This is a genomic window from Paenibacillus radicis (ex Gao et al. 2016) (assembly GCF_014641555.1).
In the GTDB taxonomy this organism is placed as follows: domain Bacteria; phylum Bacillota; class Bacilli; order Paenibacillales; family Paenibacillaceae; genus Pristimantibacillus; species Pristimantibacillus radicis.
Window position 1 is genome coordinate 903,678 of the sequence record NZ_BMHY01000001.1, and the last position, 18,490, is coordinate 922,167.

Annotated in this window: 24 protein-coding genes; 23 read left to right on the forward strand and 1 reads right to left on the reverse strand. The window is 50.3% G+C overall.

Annotated features, from left to right (window positions below; genetic code table 11):
• Positions 1-254: hypothetical protein (locus IEX98_RS04030; RefSeq protein WP_229691953.1), on the forward strand; the 254-nt coding region annotated here is incomplete at its 5' end.
• Here the strand turns inward: IEX98_RS04030 and IEX98_RS04035 are convergent.
• The gene (locus IEX98_RS04035; protein ID WP_188887610.1) at positions 255-1,103 is read right to left on the reverse strand and encodes a polysaccharide deacetylase family protein; all 849 of its coding nucleotides are present in this window, start codon (positions 1,101-1,103) and stop codon (positions 255-257) included.
• Positions 1,104-1,260: 157 nt separating this feature from the next.
• Between IEX98_RS04035 and IEX98_RS04040 the strand changes: the two genes are divergently transcribed.
• The 22 genes from IEX98_RS04040 to spoIVA all read left to right on the forward strand — a co-directional run bounded on the left by IEX98_RS04040 (position 1,261) and on the right by spoIVA (position 18,379).
• Positions 1,261-1,584 (forward strand): hypothetical protein, encoded by a 324-nt coding sequence (locus tag IEX98_RS04040; RefSeq protein ID WP_188887611.1) that lies wholly within the window; start codon positions 1,261-1,263, stop codon positions 1,582-1,584.
• A gap of 200 nt (positions 1,585-1,784) precedes the next feature.
• Positions 1,785-2,399, forward strand: a complete 615-nt coding sequence (locus IEX98_RS04045) for a genetic competence negative regulator (protein ID WP_188887612.1) — start codon at positions 1,785-1,787, stop codon at positions 2,397-2,399.
• Positions 2,400-2,536: 137 nt separating this feature from the next.
• Positions 2,537-3,787, forward strand: a complete 1,251-nt coding sequence (locus tag IEX98_RS04050; RefSeq protein ID WP_188887613.1) for a Glu/Leu/Phe/Val family dehydrogenase — start codon at positions 2,537-2,539, stop codon at positions 3,785-3,787.
• Between the two features lie 53 nt (positions 3,788-3,840).
• A complete protein-coding gene (gene prsW / locus IEX98_RS04055) occupies positions 3,841-4,539 on the forward strand; it encodes a glutamic-type intramembrane protease PrsW (protein ID WP_188887967.1) in 699 nt (232 codons plus the stop codon).
• Positions 4,540-4,592: 53 nt separating this feature from the next.
• Positions 4,593-4,748 carry a hypothetical protein gene (locus IEX98_RS04060; protein WP_188887614.1) on the forward strand — a complete coding sequence of 52 codons (156 nt, stop codon included), beginning with the start codon at positions 4,593-4,595 and terminating at the stop codon, positions 4,746-4,748.
• 72 nt (positions 4,749-4,820) lie between these two features.
• A complete protein-coding gene (ypeB, locus tag IEX98_RS04065; protein WP_188887615.1) occupies positions 4,821-6,179 on the forward strand; it encodes a germination protein YpeB in 1,359 nt (452 codons plus the stop codon).
• A gap of 60 nt (positions 6,180-6,239) precedes the next feature.
• Positions 6,240-6,893, forward strand: coding sequence for a flagellar brake protein (locus IEX98_RS04070; protein ID WP_188887616.1), 654 nt, complete (start codon positions 6,240-6,242; stop codon positions 6,891-6,893).
• Between the two features lie 63 nt (positions 6,894-6,956).
• Positions 6,957-7,178: a hypothetical protein gene (locus IEX98_RS04075; protein WP_188887617.1), complete on the forward strand. Its 222-nt coding sequence runs from the start codon at positions 6,957-6,959 to the stop codon at positions 7,176-7,178.
• Positions 7,179-7,328: 150 nt separating this feature from the next.
• Positions 7,329-8,024, forward strand: a complete 696-nt coding sequence (cmk, locus tag IEX98_RS04080) for a (d)CMP kinase (protein ID WP_188887968.1) — start codon at positions 7,329-7,331, stop codon at positions 8,022-8,024.
• Between the two features lie 3 nt (positions 8,025-8,027).
• The gene (locus tag IEX98_RS04085; protein ID WP_188887618.1) at positions 8,028-8,609 is read left to right on the forward strand and encodes a lysophospholipid acyltransferase family protein; all 582 of its coding nucleotides are present in this window, start codon (positions 8,028-8,030) and stop codon (positions 8,607-8,609) included.
• Between the two features lie 112 nt (positions 8,610-8,721).
• Positions 8,722-9,966, forward strand: coding sequence for a 30S ribosomal protein S1 (rpsA, locus tag IEX98_RS04090; protein ID WP_188887619.1), 1,245 nt, complete (start codon positions 8,722-8,724; stop codon positions 9,964-9,966).
• A 151-nt stretch (positions 9,967-10,117) separates the two neighbouring features.
• Complete coding sequence (locus IEX98_RS04095; protein WP_188887620.1) at positions 10,118-10,759, forward strand: YphA family membrane protein; 642 nt, start codon at positions 10,118-10,120, stop codon at positions 10,757-10,759.
• 78 nt (positions 10,760-10,837) lie between these two features.
• Positions 10,838-12,160, forward strand: coding sequence for a ribosome biogenesis GTPase Der (der, locus tag IEX98_RS04100; RefSeq protein ID WP_188887621.1), 1,323 nt, complete (start codon positions 10,838-10,840; stop codon positions 12,158-12,160).
• A gap of 12 nt (positions 12,161-12,172) precedes the next feature.
• Positions 12,173-12,781 carry a glycerol-3-phosphate 1-O-acyltransferase PlsY gene (gene plsY / locus IEX98_RS04105; protein WP_188887622.1) on the forward strand — a complete coding sequence of 203 codons (609 nt, stop codon included), beginning with the start codon at positions 12,173-12,175 and terminating at the stop codon, positions 12,779-12,781.
• Positions 12,782-12,785: 4 nt separating this feature from the next.
• Positions 12,786-13,820 carry an NAD(P)H-dependent glycerol-3-phosphate dehydrogenase gene (locus IEX98_RS04110; protein WP_188887623.1) on the forward strand — a complete coding sequence of 345 codons (1,035 nt, stop codon included), beginning with the start codon at positions 12,786-12,788 and terminating at the stop codon, positions 13,818-13,820.
• A 115-nt stretch (positions 13,821-13,935) separates the two neighbouring features.
• On the forward strand, positions 13,936-14,214 hold the full coding sequence (locus IEX98_RS04115; protein ID WP_188887624.1) for a stage VI sporulation protein F: 279 nt from the start codon (positions 13,936-13,938) through the stop codon (positions 14,212-14,214).
• Between the two features lie 147 nt (positions 14,215-14,361).
• Positions 14,362-14,541 carry a DUF2768 family protein gene (locus IEX98_RS04120; protein ID WP_042162587.1) on the forward strand — a complete coding sequence of 60 codons (180 nt, stop codon included), beginning with the start codon at positions 14,362-14,364 and terminating at the stop codon, positions 14,539-14,541.
• Between the two features lie 47 nt (positions 14,542-14,588).
• Entirely contained in the window at positions 14,589-14,885 is a 297-nt protein-coding gene (locus tag IEX98_RS04125; protein WP_188887625.1) for a 2Fe-2S iron-sulfur cluster-binding protein, read from the forward strand.
• A 14-nt stretch (positions 14,886-14,899) separates the two neighbouring features.
• A complete protein-coding gene (locus IEX98_RS04130) occupies positions 14,900-15,496 on the forward strand; it encodes a hypothetical protein (protein WP_188887626.1) in 597 nt (198 codons plus the stop codon).
• Positions 15,493-15,843 (forward strand): 2Fe-2S iron-sulfur cluster-binding protein, encoded by a 351-nt coding sequence (locus IEX98_RS04135; protein ID WP_188887627.1) that lies wholly within the window; start codon positions 15,493-15,495, stop codon positions 15,841-15,843. The genes IEX98_RS04130 and IEX98_RS04135 overlap by 4 nt, the downstream gene beginning before the upstream one ends.
• Before the next feature lie 45 nt (positions 15,844-15,888).
• Entirely contained in the window at positions 15,889-16,629 is a 741-nt protein-coding gene (locus IEX98_RS04140; protein WP_188887628.1) for a hypothetical protein, read from the forward strand.
• A gap of 271 nt (positions 16,630-16,900) precedes the next feature.
• Positions 16,901-18,379: a stage IV sporulation protein A gene (spoIVA, locus tag IEX98_RS04145; RefSeq protein WP_042162578.1), complete on the forward strand. Its 1,479-nt coding sequence runs from the start codon at positions 16,901-16,903 to the stop codon at positions 18,377-18,379.
• Positions 18,380-18,490: the final 111 nt, after the last annotated feature.

Below are 18,490 nucleotides of genomic sequence, written 5' to 3' on the forward strand. Positions count from 1 at the left end.
AGGGAGCAAGAATAGCAGTCATGAGCAGGGTAGAAAAATTCGGGGGGTCAAGGAGAAGACAACAGCATGAGAAGGCGGCAAAGCCGCCTGGCAACGACACCGTAACGAATGCCGAGGCGCAACTGCCGCCTAGAAGAAATAAATTTCCTTCCCAAGCTCCAAAGATTACGAAATGGTATTATAATGTATTGTTTATTTTATTCGTGTCGCTAGTGGCCGGATTGTTCTGGTACGGCATCAAATATACGCAATAATCAGGATTGCGCCGGCAGCTCAATGGTTGCAGGATCAATGAAGCCGTATCCTTTATCCTCTAGCTTTGTCAGCAGCCCGTCGAGCGCTTCCGCCGTCCATTTCAGTTCATGCATTAATATATTTGCACCGGGATGGAGCTGCTCCAGCACGTTGGCGATTACTTTATCGGGATCGCCAGGCGACTTTTGTTCCCAATCCAGCGAGCCATTCGACCACGTCATGAACAGCAGGCCGTGGTTTTTTGCTATCTCTTTCACTTTATCTCCTCCGGATCCGTAAGGGGGACGGAAGAAGCGAGGCGGTTCGCCTGTGATGTCTTCTACATCTTTTTGCACATCACCAATTTGCTGTTCGATTTTTGCTTCGTCTTCTTTCTTTAGATCGATATGGTCCCAAGAATGGTTGCCGATCGTCTGGCCCCGCTCTTGTATGAGAGTCAGCAGCTCGGGATGATCCTTCACCCGGTAACCGTTGACGAAAAATATCGCTTTGGCATGATGCTTATCCAGCGTGTCGAGCAGACTGGTCAACACTTCTTTGTTATGAGGACCGTCATCGAAAGTGAGCAAAACGACTTTTTTCTCCGTTGTCTCTTCGATCGGAACGAAACGGTAAACCTTGTTCATTTTGTACAGAGCTTTAATCTCTTCTGCGGCGGCGATCGTCTCAAGCGGCGTCGCTGCAGGCGACGGCGGCGGAGAAACAGTCTGCTCCGGGGTGGCAGTTATGGCTGGGACGGCGTGAGTTGCGTTGTTGTTACCCGATACCGCGCTGCTGCATGAGGCAAGAAAAAGGGCCGCTGCGGCCGCGGCCGTTATAGCTCCAATCGATTTTATTGCTGCATTCATAACTAATGGATCCCTCCGGTGCTTGTATAATCGATTCCATTGTAGCATATTCGAAATTCGATGCCGTTACGCAAGTTTCCTTTATTTAAGCAGGATGGCCTTCAGCCTTGACGGCAAAAATATCGGGTGAAACGATATTTATAAGGAGGTTTGCCTAATGAGGCTAAGGGGTTTTATAGTCGGAGGCGCAATTGGCGCAGCTGCGGCGCTCTATATGGCGCGTAAGCGTCCAGGTACAGCGGCATGGCTGTCAGCAACGATGTCGAACGGGCTCTCGAAGCTCGGACGGAAATCGTTCTCGATAATGATGATGAATGATTGGAAGACGAAGGCGGTTGTTTCCGCCCCAAAGCATACAGACGGTACCGCCGCAAAATCAGAAGGAAATTGGGAACGGATTGAAGCGATTATCAACAGCGATCCCAAGCTGAAGGAGCAAGCGAATCAGGTTATGGCGGAATCGTCGTCCCGCATGCATTAATTTAGGTACAGGAAGAGGGGAATCGCTTGAACGGGCAACTATGCTGCACGTTTCAACCGATTCTTTTTTTGCCTATTTTAGGTGCAATCCATGTTTATACATGATAAAGTAGTTACATAGCACGATTTGATCAATTTGATCACATCTTCTCAATAATTTCATACGCTGTTACAACAGATGCTGCAGAGGAGGATCCTGTCATGAAAATCGAGCGGCTAAGTCAGGACAAGATTCGGATTTTCCTGACGTTCGACGACCTGCTGGAACGTGGGATCCAGAAGGAAGACATGTGGCGCGAAATTCCAAAGGTACACGAGCTATTCAGCGAAATGATGGACCAAGCATACAGTGAACTTGGATTCGATGCCAGCGGCCCATTAGCGGTCGAAGTATTTGCCTTGCCTGCCCAGGGAATGGTTGTCATTGTAACCCGTGGCAAAATGAACGGTCAATCCGACGAGCGGGCAACCGACGATGAAGACACGGAAGACGAGATATACGAAATGGAAGTGACGATGGAGCAAAGCGACATCGTAATGTATTCCTTCCGGGATTTTGAAGATGTCATCAGCGTTTGCAAGCAATTGCAGGCTGCCAGTCTGACGGAGGATGGACGTTTGTATTCCTACAACGGGAAATGGATATTGGCGCTGGAGCCAGCCCTAATCGATTCTTCCCGCCACAATGCCGTTATTGCCTTGCTGGCAGAATACGGGGAAGCGACATCCGTTACTTACGCGATGCTCGAGGAGTATGGAAAGGTCATCATGCCGTCGGACGCTGTACGGGAAATTTGCACTCATTTCTATAATTGAGAAAGCACATGGAGAAGAGCATCGGAGGGCCAAATTTGTCCCCCCGATGCTCTTCTTGCTTTAAAAAATAAAATAATCGAATATGGTCGGGGCTGCTAGTTCATATTACATGTAGACAAAGGCGGTGAGCTTTCATCATGGCGGATATACATGCACATGATATTTTGAAGTCTACACAAATTGTAATTGAACAAGCATTGCGCAAGCTCGGACATCAGGATTCGATGATCGAGCTGCTGAAGGAGCCGATGCGCATCTTGACGGTACGCATTCCCGTCAGAATGGATGACGGAACAACGACCATATTTACCGGTTACCGTTCCCAGCATAATGATGCGGTTGGGCCAACCAAAGGCGGAGTAAGATTTCATCCCGGCGTGACCGAGCCGGAGGTTAAGGCGCTATCGATCTGGATGAGCCTCAAATGCGGCATTGCCGATCTGCCTTACGGCGGAGGCAAAGGCGGCGTTATTTGCGATCCGCGTAAAATGTCGTTCGGCGAACTGGAGCGGGTAAGCCGCGGTTATGTTCGTGCCGTTAGCCAGATTGTGGGGCCAACTAAGGATATCCCTGCGCCCGATGTAATGACCAATTCGCAAATTATGGCTTGGATGCTCGATGAATACAGTCGTATTCGTGAATTTGACTCACCTGGTTTTATTACGGGCAAACCGATCGTACTTGGCGGCTCGAAGGGTCGGGAGACCGCTACCGCTCGAGGCGTCGTTATTATGATTGAAGAGGCGCTTGCGCTTCGGGGTATTGAGATCAAAGGCGCGAGAATCGTCATTCAAGGCTTCGGCAATGCGGGCAGTTATTTAGCCAAATTTATGCATGAGGCCGGTGCGCGCGTAATTGGTATATCCGATGTGAACGGGGCGTTGTATAATGAAGAGGGACTGGATATCCCTTATCTGCTTGACCGCAGAGATTCATTCGGCAATGTAACGAATTTATTTCCGCAAACCATTACGAATGATCAGCTGCTGGAGCTGGATTGTGACGTGCTAGTACCGGCTGCAATCGAGAATCAGATTACGGAAACGAACGCCCCGAATATTCGCGCCTCCATTATCGTCGAGGCGGCCAACGGCCCCACGACGCTTGAGGCAACGCAAATATTGACGGATCGTGGCATTCTGCTCGTACCCGACGTTCTGGCCAGCGCTGGAGGCGTTATCGTCTCTTATTTCGAGTGGGTTCAGAACAATCAAGGCTACTATTGGGATGAGAACGAAGTGGATACGAAGCTGCGGATTATGATGATCCGGGGCTTTAAGCAAGTATATGAAATTCATCAAACGAGAAATGTCGATATGCGGCTTGCCGCTTATATGACGGGGGTTCGCAAAATGGCGGAAGCGGTTCGTTACCGCGGCTGGGTATAACCCGGCGCTTCGCCGCCATTAGGTGTGGCCCTATGCTGGAGGTGATCAACGAAATGTTCTTGTTTTCCGTGTTAACGGCAGCGGTGGCGCCCGGCGTTTCGCTGCTCACCTATCTATATTTGAAGGACCGCTACGATTCCGAACCGATTCATATGGTCGTTCGAATGTTTTTGCTCGGCGTCCTGATCGTAGTACCCATCGTTGTTATTCAACGCGGACTGCAGCTCTGGTGGGGAGAATCGCCGCTCGTACTCGCTTTTGCCGAATCGGCAGGTGTGGAAGAGCTCGTGAAATGGTTCGTGCTGTATCATATTATTTATAACCATACCGAATTCGACGAGCCCTACGACGGTATCGTCTATGCAGCCTCCATCTCGCTTGGCTTTGCAACGCTGGAGAATGTTATGTATGCCGTATTCTCGCCTGCAACATTCGGAACACTGCTCATGCGTGCGCTGCTTCCGGTATCCGGACATGCGCTGTTTGGCATCATGATGGGCTATTACGTAGGCAAAGCCAAGTTTGCGATTAGTAAACGGAAGCGCAATTTGTACTTGGCCATTTCACTGTTGCTGCCTTTCGGACTCCACGGCACATACGACTGGATTATGATTACGCAGCAGCAAAACTGGATGTATTTCATCATTCCGTTCATGGCAGCGCTTTGGGTATGGGGTTTGCGTAAAATGCAGCGTGCCAATGCAAGATCGCCATTCCGGTTTCTCGCCCGCGAGGATGAGATTAAATTGTAAACGATCCGTCCATACTGACTTCTAAAAGGCCAGTTAACGCTTAGGAGGTAAGGATGGAAGCGAGAGTGAAGGTAACGATCCGGTGCAATGTATGCGGAGAGAAGTTCGTGCTGCGCGGACGGCGCGAGAAAGGCTCCATTGACACTGGCTTCAAGCAGTGCATTTGCAACAACAGCAATGATCTCGATGTCGAAGAACACAGTATTTAGAACAGATGTATAAAGCTCCCTTCCTGAAACCAAACTAACGCTAGGTTTCGACAAGAAAGGAGCTTTTCTGTTATGTACAAACGACTCAGCGCTGTGCTGTTCCCCATCATGACCCTCTTATTGATCGGGGCCGCTTATTGGGGCTATCAAGAGCATCAAGAGAAAAACTCGATATTGCTCAAAGCCGAAAACCAATACCAGCGGGCTTTCCACGATCTCACCTATCACGTTCAGCAGCTGCACCAGCAGCTAGGAAATACGCTGGCCGTGAATTCGACTTCCCAAGGTTTCCACCGCAAAGGGCTCGTCAATGTATGGCGGCTTACAAGCGAAGCGCAAAATGAGATCAATCAATTGCCGCTGACGCTGCTTCCGTTCAATAAAGCGGAAGACTTTTTATCGAGAATCGCAAATTTTGCTTACAAAACTTCCGTACGCGATCTGACGAAGCAGCCGCTGTCCAAGGACGAGTTTAGTACGCTGAAGACGCTTTATGCGAAGTCGGAAGAAATATCGAATGACCTCCAGACGGTTCAGGATCAAGTGCTGGGCACCAAGCTGCGCTGGATGGACGTCGAGACCGCTTTGGCTGCGCAAAATTTGAAAGGCAGCAATGGCATTATCGACGGCTTCAAGACGATGGACAAAAAAGTTAGCGAATATCCCGAAATTAACTGGGGGCCGTCCGTCAGCAGCATGTATCAGACCCGATCGGTCAAAATGCTGGGCGGCAAACTCGTTACCGCCGATGATATCAAGAAGCATGTAGCCGAATTTGTCGGCCAAAATGCTGGTGAAATTAAAGTGATAGAGAACGGTAAAGGAACCCAATACGCGTCTTACAGCGCTTCGGTGACGGAGCCGAAGAGCGGCAAAAAGCTGCAGATGGATTATACGCAAAAAGGCGGCCAGCTGATCTGGTTCATGGATTCCCGGGACATCGGAGAGCAGCGGCTTGATACGATTAAAGCGAAGGAAGCTGCCGATAAATTTCTGAATGATCACGGATTTAAAGGCATGCAGGCGGTCACCTACGACACCTTCAACAACGCCGGAACGTTAACATACGTTGCAAGCCAGAACGGCGTGCTTATTTATCCCGAGAAGCTTACGGTGAAGATCGCGCTCGACAACGGCGAGGCGGTAGGTCTTCAGGCCAATGACTACGTCTATGAGCATCATGCACGGAAAATTCCAGATGCGAAAGTTACACAGGCGGAGGCACGCAAAGCGCTCAACCCGGAAATGAAAGTATCCAAGGAGCAAAAGGCGATTATTTTGAACGACCTAGGTGAAGAAGTGCTCTGCTATGAGTATACGGGTAAAATAAACGGAAGTATCTATCGTATCTACATTAATGCAGAATCCGGCGTGGAAGAATCGATTGAGGAGATGTCTCCGCAGGATCGTTCAGCAGCTGCCGCTAAATAATGATATGGCTCCCCTCAAATTGAGTGTGATATAATGACACCATTATGGGAGGGGAGCCAATTGTTGCCTAGAGTAAACCAAATGTTGTTTTTCGAGATCGCTTCCTCGGATGAAGCGGAAGCAGCCGTTGAGTACAAGGCGAGAATCGCCGATGAGCTTGAGGACGGGCTGTTGATCGAGACTCCGTTGAACGAAAGTACCGGCCGTATGAAGAGACTTTATCTGGGGGACGAGCTTTCCGTTCATTTTGTGACGGAGGACGGCATTAAGAACTACTTTGATTCGCATGTCATCGGTTTTCGCGAGGATACGATTAAGCTGATTAAGATCCGCAAGCCCGATCCAGACCGAATCACGAAAGTACAGCGCCGTCATTTTCTGCGCGTGCCTGCCGAGCTCGAAATTTCCGTTACTGCTGTGGGGCAGATTCGTTTCGTGACCCATACGGACGACGTCGGAGGCGGGGGCATCTCGTTTCTTTGCGACGGCAAATGGGCGATCACCCGTGAGATGGTACTGGATTGCTGGCTGCTCGTCCCTTACAAGAACGGTTCGCTGGAGCATGCTTCATTCAAGGCGGAGGTTGTTCGAGTCGTTGAGCATACGTCGGGGCGGAAGCAGGTCATGATTAAATTTGTGAGCATCAGTGATTCCGAACGGCAAAAAATCATTCGTTACTGCTTTGAAAGGCAGCTGGATTTTCGTAACCGGTAATGAATAATCTGCAGGCAGCATAGGCATGCTAACTTGATAAGGGAAATAAAGGAAGTGTGCCGCATGCCAGACAGAAGCCATAGAACAAATGATAGGACAGGCCCTGGAAAGAAGCGTGGATTTCGCTATTTCCGCGACTTGTCGGACGCTGTCAGCAGCAGGCTCGCCAAGCTGGCGATCCTGCTGCTGATTGCTGTCGTTTTATCGCAAATCGCGCTGCAAAACGACACAGTAAGACGTTGGATGACCGATGTAGAGCGCTTGGAAGGGACGGCTCCGGAGTAATGGAAGCCTTTCGTTCTTTTGCATCTATGTCCATAGTGTGGTATAATTTTCACGTTCGCAGGCAGAGCCTGCTTTTTTCTTGAGAGGTTTGAGTCGCAATTGCTTCAAGCATCGGCCAACCGTCTCTATTAAGGGGGTTGACTGTTCGTGATGCAGCAAGACGGTGACAGCGACCGGATTAACATTGCTATCGACGGCCCTGCAGGCGCAGGGAAAAGTACGGTTGCACGCAAGGTTGCCGAACAGCTAGGGTACATTTATATCGATACCGGGGCTATGTATCGGGCCGTGACGCTTAGCGCGCTTAGGGCTTCCATCGAGCCGCAAGACAGCAGGGCATTGGCAGCGCTGGCAACATCGCTGGACATTGAATTGCTTCCCGGTGACAAAGGGCAGACGGTGCTGCTGAACGGCGAGGACGTAACGGATTCTATACGCTCCCGTGAAGTAACGCTTATCGTCTCCTTAATCGCAGCGAATGAAACCGTAAGAGAAGTGCTGGGCGCCATGCAGCGAAAGCTTGCTGCCAAGAAAGGCGTTGTCATGGATGGACGGGATATCGGCTCGCATGTGCTGCCGAACGCGGAACTGAAAGTTTTTCTGACCGCAACCGTTGAAGAACGCGCATCTCGCCGCTTCAAGGAAATTTCGGGCAAACAGGACGTAACGCTGGAGCAGTTGGCTCAGGAAATTGCTGACCGCGACCGGCTGGACGAGCAGAGAGAAATCGCTCCGCTCATTTGCGCATCCGATGCGCTCGTCATGGACAGTACCGCAATGACGATAGAAGAAGTCGTTGAGGCAATTGTCAAATTAAGCCGAACCAAATTGGCGGAGGCGAAGTAAACTATGTTATACCGCATTTGCAGATTTCTTCTCCTCGTCATCTACAATGTAATCTTCCGGCTTGAGGCGATAGGCAAGGAGAACATACCGGCCGAAGGCCCGGTTGTGCTTGCCTCGAACCATCTAAGCAATTTTGATCCTCCAACCGTAGGCATTAAGTTGAAGCGGAAGGTTCATTATATGGCGAAGCAAGAGCTGTTCGATGTTCCGGTATTCGGTCCATTGATACGGGATCTTGGCGCTTTTCCCGTGAAGCGGGGCGGCGTTAGCAAGGAAGCCATTCGTTCTGCCATCGGACTTCTTCAGCAAGGCGAAGTGATGGGCATTTTTCCCGAAGGAACGAGAAACAGCGCGGAAGGCGCAGCAGCCAAGAAAGGTGCTGCCATGATCACGATGCGCAGCGGAGCGACAGTTGTTCCGGTAGCGATTATCGGGAACTACAAGCCTTTTCGCAAAATGAAAATCATTTACGGCAAACCGGTTGATCTTACTGCATTCATTAATGATTCATCACCGGATATGCTTGAGCGTGTGACAGAGGCTATTATGGTCCGAATCCGCCAAATGATTAAAGAAAATCAATAATTCCCGTCAGGGAACGGCGAAAGCCATTTACGTTGTTTTAAATGCTGCACGCCGTCAGGGACGGCTGCGGGTTTAAATAAAGTTGGGGTATGAATTGAGGAGGTTATTTCAAATGTCAGAAGAAATCAATGTTCAGGACTCCGTAGCTCAAGAAAATCAAGAGGCTATGGACAATTTTGTGTCTTTGAAAAAAGGCGATACCGTTAAAGGCACGATCGTCAAAATCGAAGATAACCAAGCTTATGTAAGCCTTGGATATAAATATGACGGTATCATTCCGATTCGCGAGCTTTCCGCTGTTCAGCTTGAAAATGCAACTGATGCCGTTCAAATCGGCCAAGAGGTTGAGCTGAAAGTCGTAAGCATCGACGACGAGAAAGAAAAACTCGTTCTGTCGAAACGCCAAATCGACGGAGACCGCGCTTGGGACGTGCTGCAAAGCCGTTTCGAAAGCGGAGAAGTATTTGAAGTTGCAGTAGCTGATGTTGTTAAAGGCGGCCTTGTCGCTGACGTTGGCGTACGCGGTTTCATCCCTGCTTCCATGGTAGAGCGTCATTTCGTTGAAGATTTCAGCGATTACAAAGGCCGTACGCTCCGCGTGAAAGTAAAAGAAATCGATCGCGAGAACAATAAAGTGATCCTGTCCCAGAAAGAAGTTCTGGACGCTGAGTTCGAGCAAAGCAAACAACAAGTAATGAGTTCCCTGCAAGTGGGCCAACAACTCGAAGGCACAGTTCAACGCCTTACGCCATTCGGCGCATTCGTTGACATCGGCGGCATCGACGGTCTGGTACACGTATCGGAGCTTTCATGGCAGCATGTTGCTCATCCGAAGGATGTTGTATCCGAAGGTCAAGCGGTAACAGTTAAAGTGCTGAAAGTTGATCCGACTGCGGGTAAAATCAGCCTGAGCTTGAAAGCTGCACAACCAGGTCCTTGGGAATCGGCTAACGGCCAATTCGCAATTGGCGATATCGTAACGGGTACAGTACGCCGTATCGTAACATTCGGCGCATTCGTTGAAATCGCTCCTGGCGTGGAAGGTCTTGTGCACATTTCCCAAATCGCACACCGCCACATTGCAACGCCTTACGATGTTTTGAAAGAAGGGCAAGAAGTACAAGCGAAAGTATTGGACTTCAACCCGGCTGAAAAACGCGTAAGTCTGAGCATCAAAGAAACAGAAGAAGCTCCTGAGCAACCGGCTGAACAAGCACCGCGTTCGAACAAACCGCAACGCGAGCGTTCGCCTAAGCAAGAGGATCTGGGCAATAACCCGAATGTTAGCTTGAGCAACCAAAGCATGAGCTACTCCTTGGCTGAACGTTTCGGCGACAAGCTGAGCAAATTGAAATAATAAAGGTTTGCTAATTGCATAACCTGCATATGAAGAGGCTATTTCTGATTTCATAATCAGAAATAGCCTCTTTTTTCGTGCAACAATCCTGCTTTACGGCATAGTGTTCCATGCTTGGGTGCATAATAGGCCGATGAGAGGTGATGGACTTATGAATCCTGGATATATGACACTATGGATCGTAATGATCTTACTAATATTAATAGCAACAGGTTGGTCAGAATGGGTTGGAGCAGCAGCAGTCAATAAGCGAAAACTAACGATAATTGCGGCGGGCTGCATCGTGCTTCAGCCGCTTCAGCATATGACAGCATTCGGGGCAATTAGTGTCGAATGGCATGCCAGCGCGGTCCTACTTATGCTTGCAGCCCTATCGGCTGTTCATGGACAAAGCTTGGCTGAATCGAAATGGTATTTGCTTCTTTGCGCCTTGCTGACGGGTGTCATTTGGGGTTGTCTGCAAAAAATGTATTTGGCCGATCCGGTGTTCTACTGGCTGGACCCAAGATGGGATGCTCCTTTGCTTGGCGGATTGTTGGCAGCTGCTTTCTCCTCCAAGGCAAAGCATCAATTTGCTGTGCTTGTATTTTCCGCTGTATTTGCAGAAATAAATTTCGCGGTGCTGAGCGGAGGAAGGTATATCGGAGCAGTTGGCGAATTAGCATGGTGGGACGGCTTATGGATTGCATTCGCAGCAGTTAGAATTATAAGTTTGTCCTTCGCCATTTTACGATCGATTATGGAAAATTTAGCTGTTTTCTTCATGAAAAACAAGCGGAGCAGCCCAGAATAAAGATGAAAAGTTAGCCAAGTACGTCGTTTTTTGCTATGATGTTAGACGTGAGTATTTCTGAAGGAGTGAACATCAACTATGGCAAGACCCGTTATCGCCATCGTCGGGCGTCCGAATGTGGGCAAATCAACCATATTCAACCGTATAGTCGGCGACCGGCTCGCAATTGTAGAGGATAAACCGGGGGTTACCCGCGATCGATTGTATAGTGCCGGTGAATGGAACGGCGTCGCTTTCAGCATCGTAGATACCGGGGGTATCGAGATCGACGGCGAAGATGAAATTATGAAATCAGTCCGCATGCAAGCGGAGCTGGCAATTGAAGAGGCGGACGTCATTATTTTTATGGTAGACGCCAAAGCAGGCTTGACGCATTCGGATGACGAAGTGGCGCAGATGCTTTTCCGCTCCCGCAAGCCCATCGTGCTGGCTGTTAATAAAGTAGATAACCAGGATCGAATGGATGAGGTATACGAGTTCTACGGCCTCGGTTTCGGACAACCGATGGCTATTTCCGGTTCCCATGGCATCGGAATAGGCGATCTGCTTGATGCTGTCGTAGAAAAGCTTCCGATTATTGAGGATGACGGTTATGACGATGATGTGATCCGCGTTGCGCTCATTGGGCGTCCAAACGTAGGCAAATCTTCGCTCGTCAATGCCTTGCTCGGCGAAGAACGCGTCATTGTGAGCAATGTGGCGGGAACAACGCGGGATGCGATCGATACGCCGTTCGAGCGTGACGGTCAGCGTTACGTCCTGATCGATACTGCCGGTATGCGCAAACGCGGCAAAGTGTATGAAACGACGGAAAAGTATAGCGTTATGCGCGCGATGAAAGCGATTGAACGGGCAGATGTCGTGCTTGTGCTTATTAACGGCGAAGAAGGCATCATTGAGCAGGACAAACATATTGCCGGTTATGCTCATGAAGCGGGCAAAGCTTCGATCTTTGTCGTCAACAAATGGGATGTCGTCGACAAAGACGATAAGACGATGAACGCTTTTACGCAAAACATTCGCGATCATTTTCTATTCATGACCTACGCACCGGTCGTGTTTTTGTCGGCGCTTACGAAATCGCGTCTGCATAAGCTGCTGCCGATCGTTAATCATGTATCGCAACAGCATGCGATGCGCATTCAGACGCATTTGCTGAACGATGTCGTTGCCGACGCGGTTGCTTATAATCCGCCGCCGACCGACAAAGGAAGACGTCTGAAAATCAACTATGTAACGCAAGTGGCGACGAAGCCGCCGACGATCGTTATTTTTGTCAACGATCCGGATATGATGCATTTCTCATACGAGCGTTACTTGGAAAACAAAATCCGTGCGGCTTTTGACTTCGAAGGCACGCCGGTTCGTCTGTTTACACGGAGGAAGTCTGACGAGGATTAGGGGAGAATGATTTTGCTGAACGCTATTATTGCGGTTGTCGCCAGTTATTTATTAGGTTCGATTTCATTCAGTATCGTAATTGCAAGATTGGTTAAGGGGATCGATATCCGCGAGCATGGAAGCGGCAACGCCGGAGCAACGAATACGATTCGGGTATTGGGCAAAGGGCCCGGGCTGCTCGTATTCGTTCTGGATATCGCCAAAGGTATCGCAGCTGTACTGATCGGGCGGTTGCTTGGTCCTGATGATCTGGGCGACTGGACGGCAGTGCTTAGCGGTCTTGCCGCTATTGTTGGGCACAATTGGCCGATATGGTTCCGCTTTAAAGGCGGAAAGGGTATTGCGACTACCGTCGGCGTCATGGTGACATTAGCTTTTGTACCTGCGCTGATTGCCGGCGTTATCGCGATCGCATCTATTGCCATCACGCGTTACGTAAGTTTGGGATCTCTGCTGTTTGCGGCTTTTGTACCGCTTTTGATCGGCCTCATTCATTATTCATTGCCTTTATTGCTGGTTAGCTTATTGCTTTGCGTCTTTGCTTTCGTCCGCCACCGGACCAATATCGTCAAGCTTGTGCAAGGAACGGAGAACAAGCTTGGCGCCAAAAAAGGAGCATAACAAGATGACGGAAACAAAAGCGCAGGCGGGGCGCCGCGCGGCCGTATTCGTTGCCGGCAGCTGGGGCACGGCTCTGGCTTCCGTCTTGGCGCAAAACGGATTTGACGTGCTGCTCTGGACCCGGAATGCCGATCAGGCAGAGCAAATAAATACCAAGCACGAAAATTCGAAATATTTGCCCGGCGTAAAGCTGCCGCAATCGCTGCGGGCGACGACCGAAATGAAGGAAGCACTGCAGAATGCCGAGCTGGCTCTGTTTGTTGCGCCTTCCGCCGCGATGCGCGAAGTGGCCAAGCAGGCTGCACCTTTTATGAAGGAAACGACATTGTGCATCCATGCGACGAAAGGCTTCGAGACGGGTACGCTGAAAAGAATGACAACGGTGCTTGCTGAGGAGCTTGGCCGTTCACCGGATCAGATTGCCGTATTGTCCGGTCCAAGCCATGCGGAGGAAGTTATCCGCAAGCAGCCTACGACGGTCGTCGTGGCTTCTGCCGATCTGGAAGCGGCTGAGCAGGCTCAGGACGCGTTCATGAATGCGTACTTCCGGGTTTATACAAATCCTGACGTCGCCGGTGTAGAGGTTGCAGGCGCGATCAAGAACATCATTGCGCTTGGAGCCGGCCTATCTGACGGCTTAGGATTTGGCGACAATGCCAAGGCCGCGCTAATTACGCGGGGATTGGCCGAGATCAGCCGTCTTGGCACAGCGATGGGCGCTAATCCGCTCACATTCGCAGGCTTAGCTGGTGTTGGCGATCTTGTTGTCACCTGCACAAGCAAGCACAGCCGCAACTGGCGTGCCGGGTCAATGCTTGCCGACGGCTCACCGCTCGACGATGTGCTGGAGCGAATGGGCATGGTCGTAGAGGGTGTAAAAACGACCCGTGCCGCCTATGAGCTTGCAAGCCGTTATGACGTGGAGATGCCCATTACTGCGCAGCTCTATCAAGTGCTGTTCGCCGGCAGCTCGCCGCGTACCGCTGTCGAGAATTTGATGGGCAGACTCAAGACGCATGAGATTGAACAGATCGAATAGTCCCGTTCAGGCGGTATGATCGCCTACACCAATCCCAGGCCCCTCTCATATGATGGTTTTAGGCAATGCTTACGAGTTAGGTATGCTGAAGCGATCGCTGCGGGAGGGGAGAAGCATGGAAAAGAAAAGTCTTTCCAAAGATGTGCTGGGGGCAATCAACAAGAAAACAGGTAAAAATATTACCGAAAGCTCTGTGAAAAAGCTGGCCAGCGGTGTTACCGACTCAACGATGCAGAACGAAGCGGAGCTGCGCAAGCTTATTAAGCAGGTATCGGAGATGGCCAAAGTTCCCGTATCGGATTCGACAATGAATGATATTGTCAAAGCGGTCAAGGCGAGCGGGATGAATATGGGCAACATCGAATCGTTAATGAAAATGATGATTAAACGATAACGCATGATCGGATAAAAGCAATGGCGCTGCGGACGAAATTTGCATTTCATCCGCAGCGCCATTTTCCGTTTTTGTCCTTTTTTGCTGTCGATGCTATAATGGATTTTGCAAGATTTATTCTTTTGTAGATTAGGAGAAGATAGACACATGGATCCAATGTCGAAAATGTGGGTTTCTTTTATCGGTATCGGACTGATGGCCATTGCCGCAGTCATCATTACATTTGCCCGTTTGAAGACCAAGGGCGTTGTGAAATTTATATTGTCGCTGATTGCGTTCTTAATGCTCGTATTCGGCTTTATTTACGGTCTTTTTTCCATCATATAAGCAACTAGAAGAATGCCATACATAAGCAGTAGAAAGGATTTTTCGAAATGATCGAGCTGAAGGGAAGAACAAAGACGGCTGCCGTTGAATCAGAAGCGGGCGAGACGCTGCTTCGTTTGGCGCTCAAGCATAAGGTCGATTGGTCCTCTTCCTGCACGCGGGGCACCTGCGCGCGCTGCCGCTGCATGGTAACGGAAGGTTCTGAAGGGCTTGAGGGCATCACAGATGCCGAATGGGACCGTCTGGAGCCGGAAGAGTTCGAGGAAGGCTACAGACTTGCTTGTCAGGCTGTCATTAAGGACAGCAGCATTGTCATCAAAGCGTACAACAAACCTTATTTCTAAAGGAAGTGCCAATCATGAGCGTAAAAGGACGAATCGAAAGCGGTTTGGCTGCCGTTGCGCAATTGGGCAGCGGAATCGATTGGGTTGTCGGGGGCAGCACGGGTTTAATGCTGCGGGGACTGCCGCTGACCAGCGAGCCTAGAGATTTGGATCTATACATCGATGACGCCGATTTCGATCGTCTTTACAATCTGCTGCGTCCTTATGCGGTCGATAGTCCCGTGGTGAGCGTGACGGACATATACCGTTCGACGTTATGCCATTTCGAGCTGGAGGGAGTTTCCGTCGAACTGGTCGGCGGATTTGTCGTGAGCGCACACGGATGCCGTTATGAGACAAAGGTATCAGAATTGTTGAAACCGCTAGCAGAGCGGGTCATTGTGGACGGCAAATATTTCGTTCATACGGTTCCTCTCGCTCATGAGCTATGGTTCAACGTGCTGCGGGATCGTCCTGATCGCTATCAGCTCATTATGGATGCTTATATACAGGATGAAGCGAGGCATGAGGAAGCGCTGAAGCAGCTGGAATCTCATAATACGTTTACCCCAGAGATGGTAAAGAAGGTACATCAGATGATTGCGGATAAGCGGACGGGTGTGCTGCGATGAACGGAGAGGTGCGGTTTTTGCCATCCGGCAAAACGGTAAAGGTAAGACGAGGAACAACGCTGCTGGACGCAGCGAGGCAAGCAGGCTTGACGATCCGTACGAGATGCGGCGGCAAAGCTGCTTGTTTTATGTGTAAAATGAGCGTGACACCGGACAGCGAGCTGCTGCCGATCGCAGACAATGAGCGGCATAAGCTGGCCGGGCTGGAGGGCGAGCATATTCGATTGTCATGCCAAGCTAGAGTCGCCGGAAAAGTGACGGCGGAAATTCCGCCTGATCCGCTCCGCTCTGCTGTAGAGAGGCTGCTGGCAAAGCAAGCGGAAGAGCAGGACGACAAGCTGTGGTAAGTTTTATCGGTGGTTGCCAATTCCGAAATTAGGAGGACAACGGAAATGATGAATCATTCAATGCGGCGCGGTATCCGTTCCACGCTGCTCATTATGGCTGCTGTGACGCTGGTGGTGCTTAGCGGCTGCATGTATCCTAAGAAACAGTTGAAAGAAAATCAGATCGCGCCAAAGGAAGCAGTCCGCAATGTTCAAGGGGCAATCGACCAGTATCAATCCGAGACGGGAGTGCTGCCAATCAAGAACAGCACACCGGATACTCCAGTGTATGAGAAGTTCCAAATCGATTTCCATCAGCTTCAAACGCAAGGCTACATAAGCGACATTCCTTCAGCGGCTTTTGAAAAGGGCGGCAATTATTATTTTCTGATTATTAATGAAGATACGGAGCCTGCGGTGAAATTGATGAACTTGGTCAATTTCCAGCAGCTCGTCGATATTCAGACTGCGGTGCGCACGTATTCAAGCAGCCATAACGGCGAAGTGCCAAAAGGCGGCGAGGCTTATCCGGGTTTTCACTATATCGATTTTGACGCTCTGAAGCGGAAAGCGCCTGATCTTCGCAGCGAATTTTCCGGTCAGTCTCTTACCTTGATGACGGACGAGCAGGGCAATGTGTACGCTGATTACGGCCCCGATCTCATGCAAGCGGTACAGAAAAGCAGCGTCGAACCTGCTGCAGGAACAGATGTGCGAGAGATGCTCGTAGCCTCGAATTTGTTCGTGCCAGTCAAATCGCCTGTCTACCATTGGAAGGACGGCGAGCCGCTGGCAATCGCTCCATAGCCTATGAAAGTGAAAATCCTCATTGACCCCTGCGAAGGGTGTTAATGAGGATTTTTTGGTATAGAAAACCTTCCATCCTCATATAACTCAGTCTTGGAAGGGCAAGAACGTGACCCGATTAAAAAGATTTCTAGTAAGAAATCGGCATAATCGGAGAGTATGGACAATATGCTATTACTAGTCCAAAAAGCTGTACGAGTTGCGTCGCTGGCCTGCCCTCTTGTCCGGTGGAAGGCGGCGAACCGGAAAATCAATTGGGAGGGGATATTCAGTGGAGAAAGTGGACATTTTCAAGGACATTGCCGAACGTACCGGCGGGGATATTTACCTCGGGGTAGTCGGGGCGGTCCGAACGGGCAAATCAACGTTTATCAAACGGTTTATGGAGACAGTCGTGCTTCCTAACATTGCTAGTGAAGCCGAGCGGGTCCGTGCCGTTGACGAACTTCCTCAAAGCGCCGCAGGTAAAACGATCATGACAACCGAGCCAAAATTCGTGCCGAATCAGGCTGTCCAGCTGCGAGTCAGCGAAGGCCTTGAAGTTAATGTGAGGCTGGTTGATTGCGTAGGCTACGCGGTAGAGGGCGCCAAAGGCTACGAGGACGAGAATGGACCTCGCATGATTACGACACCTTGGTTCGATGAGCCGATTCCGTTTCAGGAAGCAGCTGAGATCGGCACTCGCAAAGTGATACAAGAGCATTCGACGCTGGGCGTCGTCGTGACGACTGACGGTACAATTGCAGAAATCCCGCGCAGTTCTTACGTGGAAGCGGAAGAGCGGGTTATCAGCGAGCTGAAGGAAGTCGGCAAGCCGTTCGTGCTGATCATCAACTCGACACGGCCGCGCAGCGAGGAAGCGCTCAATTTACGCGGCGAGCTTCAGGCCAAATACGATATTCCGGTCATTACGTTGAGCGTCGCTACGATGGGAGAAGAGGAAGTTGTCTCCGTGCTTCGCGAAGTGCTCTACGAGTTCCCGGTTCATGAAGTAAATGTGAACCTGCCAAGCTGGGTTATGGTTCTGAACGAGCAGCACTGGCTGCGCAGCAATTATGAAAATTCCGTTCGCGATACGGTTAAGGACATTCGCCGTTTACGGGATGTCGATCGCGTCGTCTCGCAGTTCATGGACTACGACTTTATCGCAAGAGCCGGCCTCAGCGGCATGAACATGGGGCAAGGGGTTGCGGAGATCGATCTGTACGCACCGGACGAATTGTACGATCGCATCTTAATGGAAGTCGTTGGCGTCGAGATTCGCGGTAAAGACCACTTGCTGCAATTGATGCAGGAATTCTCGCATGCCAAGCGGGAATACGATCGCTTCGCCGAAGCGCTCGAAATGGTGAAGGCTACGGGCTACGGCATCGCTGCTCCTACACTGGCGGAGATGGCGCTCGACGAGCCTGAGCTGATCCGTCAAGGCTCACGCTTTGGCGTAAGGCTGAAGGCGACTGCGCCATCGATTCATATGATCCGGGTGGATGTCGAGTCCGAATTTGCGCCGATTATCGGCTCGGAGAAGCAAACGGAAGAGCTGGTGCGTTATCTGATGCAAGATTTTGAGGCTGATCCGATTAAAATTTGGGAGTCTGACATCTTTGGCCGTTCGCTGCACTCGCTGGTCCGGGAAGGCATACAGGGCAAAATCGCAATGATGCCGGACAACGCACGCTACAAATTGCAGGAAACACTAGGCAGAATTATTAATGAGGGCTCCGGCGGCCTTATTGCCATCATCCTGTAAGACAATGAATAAGGGCTGTCCCAGACGTCTGAAAAGACGATGGGACGGCCCTTTTGTTGAGGCGGCAGACCTCTAATAATCATCTGCTAGAAGGGCAGTTGTTAAAAAAAT

Coding starts and splice junctions, on each gene's coding strand:
- IEX98_RS04035 (WP_188887610.1), bottom strand. CDS start 1,103: ATGAATGCAGCAATAAAATCGATTGGAGCTATAACGGCCGCGGCCGCA.
- IEX98_RS04040 (WP_188887611.1), top strand. CDS start 1,261: ATGAGGCTAAGGGGTTTTATAGTCGGAGGCGCAATTGGCGCAGCTGCG.
- IEX98_RS04045 (WP_188887612.1), top strand. CDS start 1,785: ATGAAAATCGAGCGGCTAAGTCAGGACAAGATTCGGATTTTCCTGACG.
- IEX98_RS04050 (WP_188887613.1), top strand. CDS start 2,537: ATGGCGGATATACATGCACATGATATTTTGAAGTCTACACAAATTGTA.
- prsW (WP_188887967.1), top strand. CDS start 3,841: ATGTTCTTGTTTTCCGTGTTAACGGCAGCGGTGGCGCCCGGCGTTTCG.
- IEX98_RS04060 (WP_188887614.1), top strand. CDS start 4,593: ATGGAAGCGAGAGTGAAGGTAACGATCCGGTGCAATGTATGCGGAGAG.
- ypeB (WP_188887615.1), top strand. CDS start 4,821: ATGTACAAACGACTCAGCGCTGTGCTGTTCCCCATCATGACCCTCTTA.
- IEX98_RS04075 (WP_188887617.1), top strand. CDS start 6,957: ATGCCAGACAGAAGCCATAGAACAAATGATAGGACAGGCCCTGGAAAG.
- cmk (WP_188887968.1), top strand. CDS start 7,329: ATGCAGCAAGACGGTGACAGCGACCGGATTAACATTGCTATCGACGGC.
- IEX98_RS04085 (WP_188887618.1), top strand. CDS start 8,028: ATGTTATACCGCATTTGCAGATTTCTTCTCCTCGTCATCTACAATGTA.
- rpsA (WP_188887619.1), top strand. CDS start 8,722: ATGTCAGAAGAAATCAATGTTCAGGACTCCGTAGCTCAAGAAAATCAA.
- IEX98_RS04095 (WP_188887620.1), top strand. CDS start 10,118: ATGAATCCTGGATATATGACACTATGGATCGTAATGATCTTACTAATA.
- der (WP_188887621.1), top strand. CDS start 10,838: ATGGCAAGACCCGTTATCGCCATCGTCGGGCGTCCGAATGTGGGCAAA.
- IEX98_RS04110 (WP_188887623.1), top strand. CDS start 12,786: ATGACGGAAACAAAAGCGCAGGCGGGGCGCCGCGCGGCCGTATTCGTT.
- IEX98_RS04115 (WP_188887624.1), top strand. CDS start 13,936: ATGGAAAAGAAAAGTCTTTCCAAAGATGTGCTGGGGGCAATCAACAAG.
- IEX98_RS04120 (WP_042162587.1), top strand. CDS start 14,362: ATGGATCCAATGTCGAAAATGTGGGTTTCTTTTATCGGTATCGGACTG.
- IEX98_RS04125 (WP_188887625.1), top strand. CDS start 14,589: ATGATCGAGCTGAAGGGAAGAACAAAGACGGCTGCCGTTGAATCAGAA.
- IEX98_RS04130 (WP_188887626.1), top strand. CDS start 14,900: ATGAGCGTAAAAGGACGAATCGAAAGCGGTTTGGCTGCCGTTGCGCAA.
- IEX98_RS04135 (WP_188887627.1), top strand. CDS start 15,493: ATGAACGGAGAGGTGCGGTTTTTGCCATCCGGCAAAACGGTAAAGGTA.
- IEX98_RS04140 (WP_188887628.1), top strand. CDS start 15,889: ATGATGAATCATTCAATGCGGCGCGGTATCCGTTCCACGCTGCTCATT.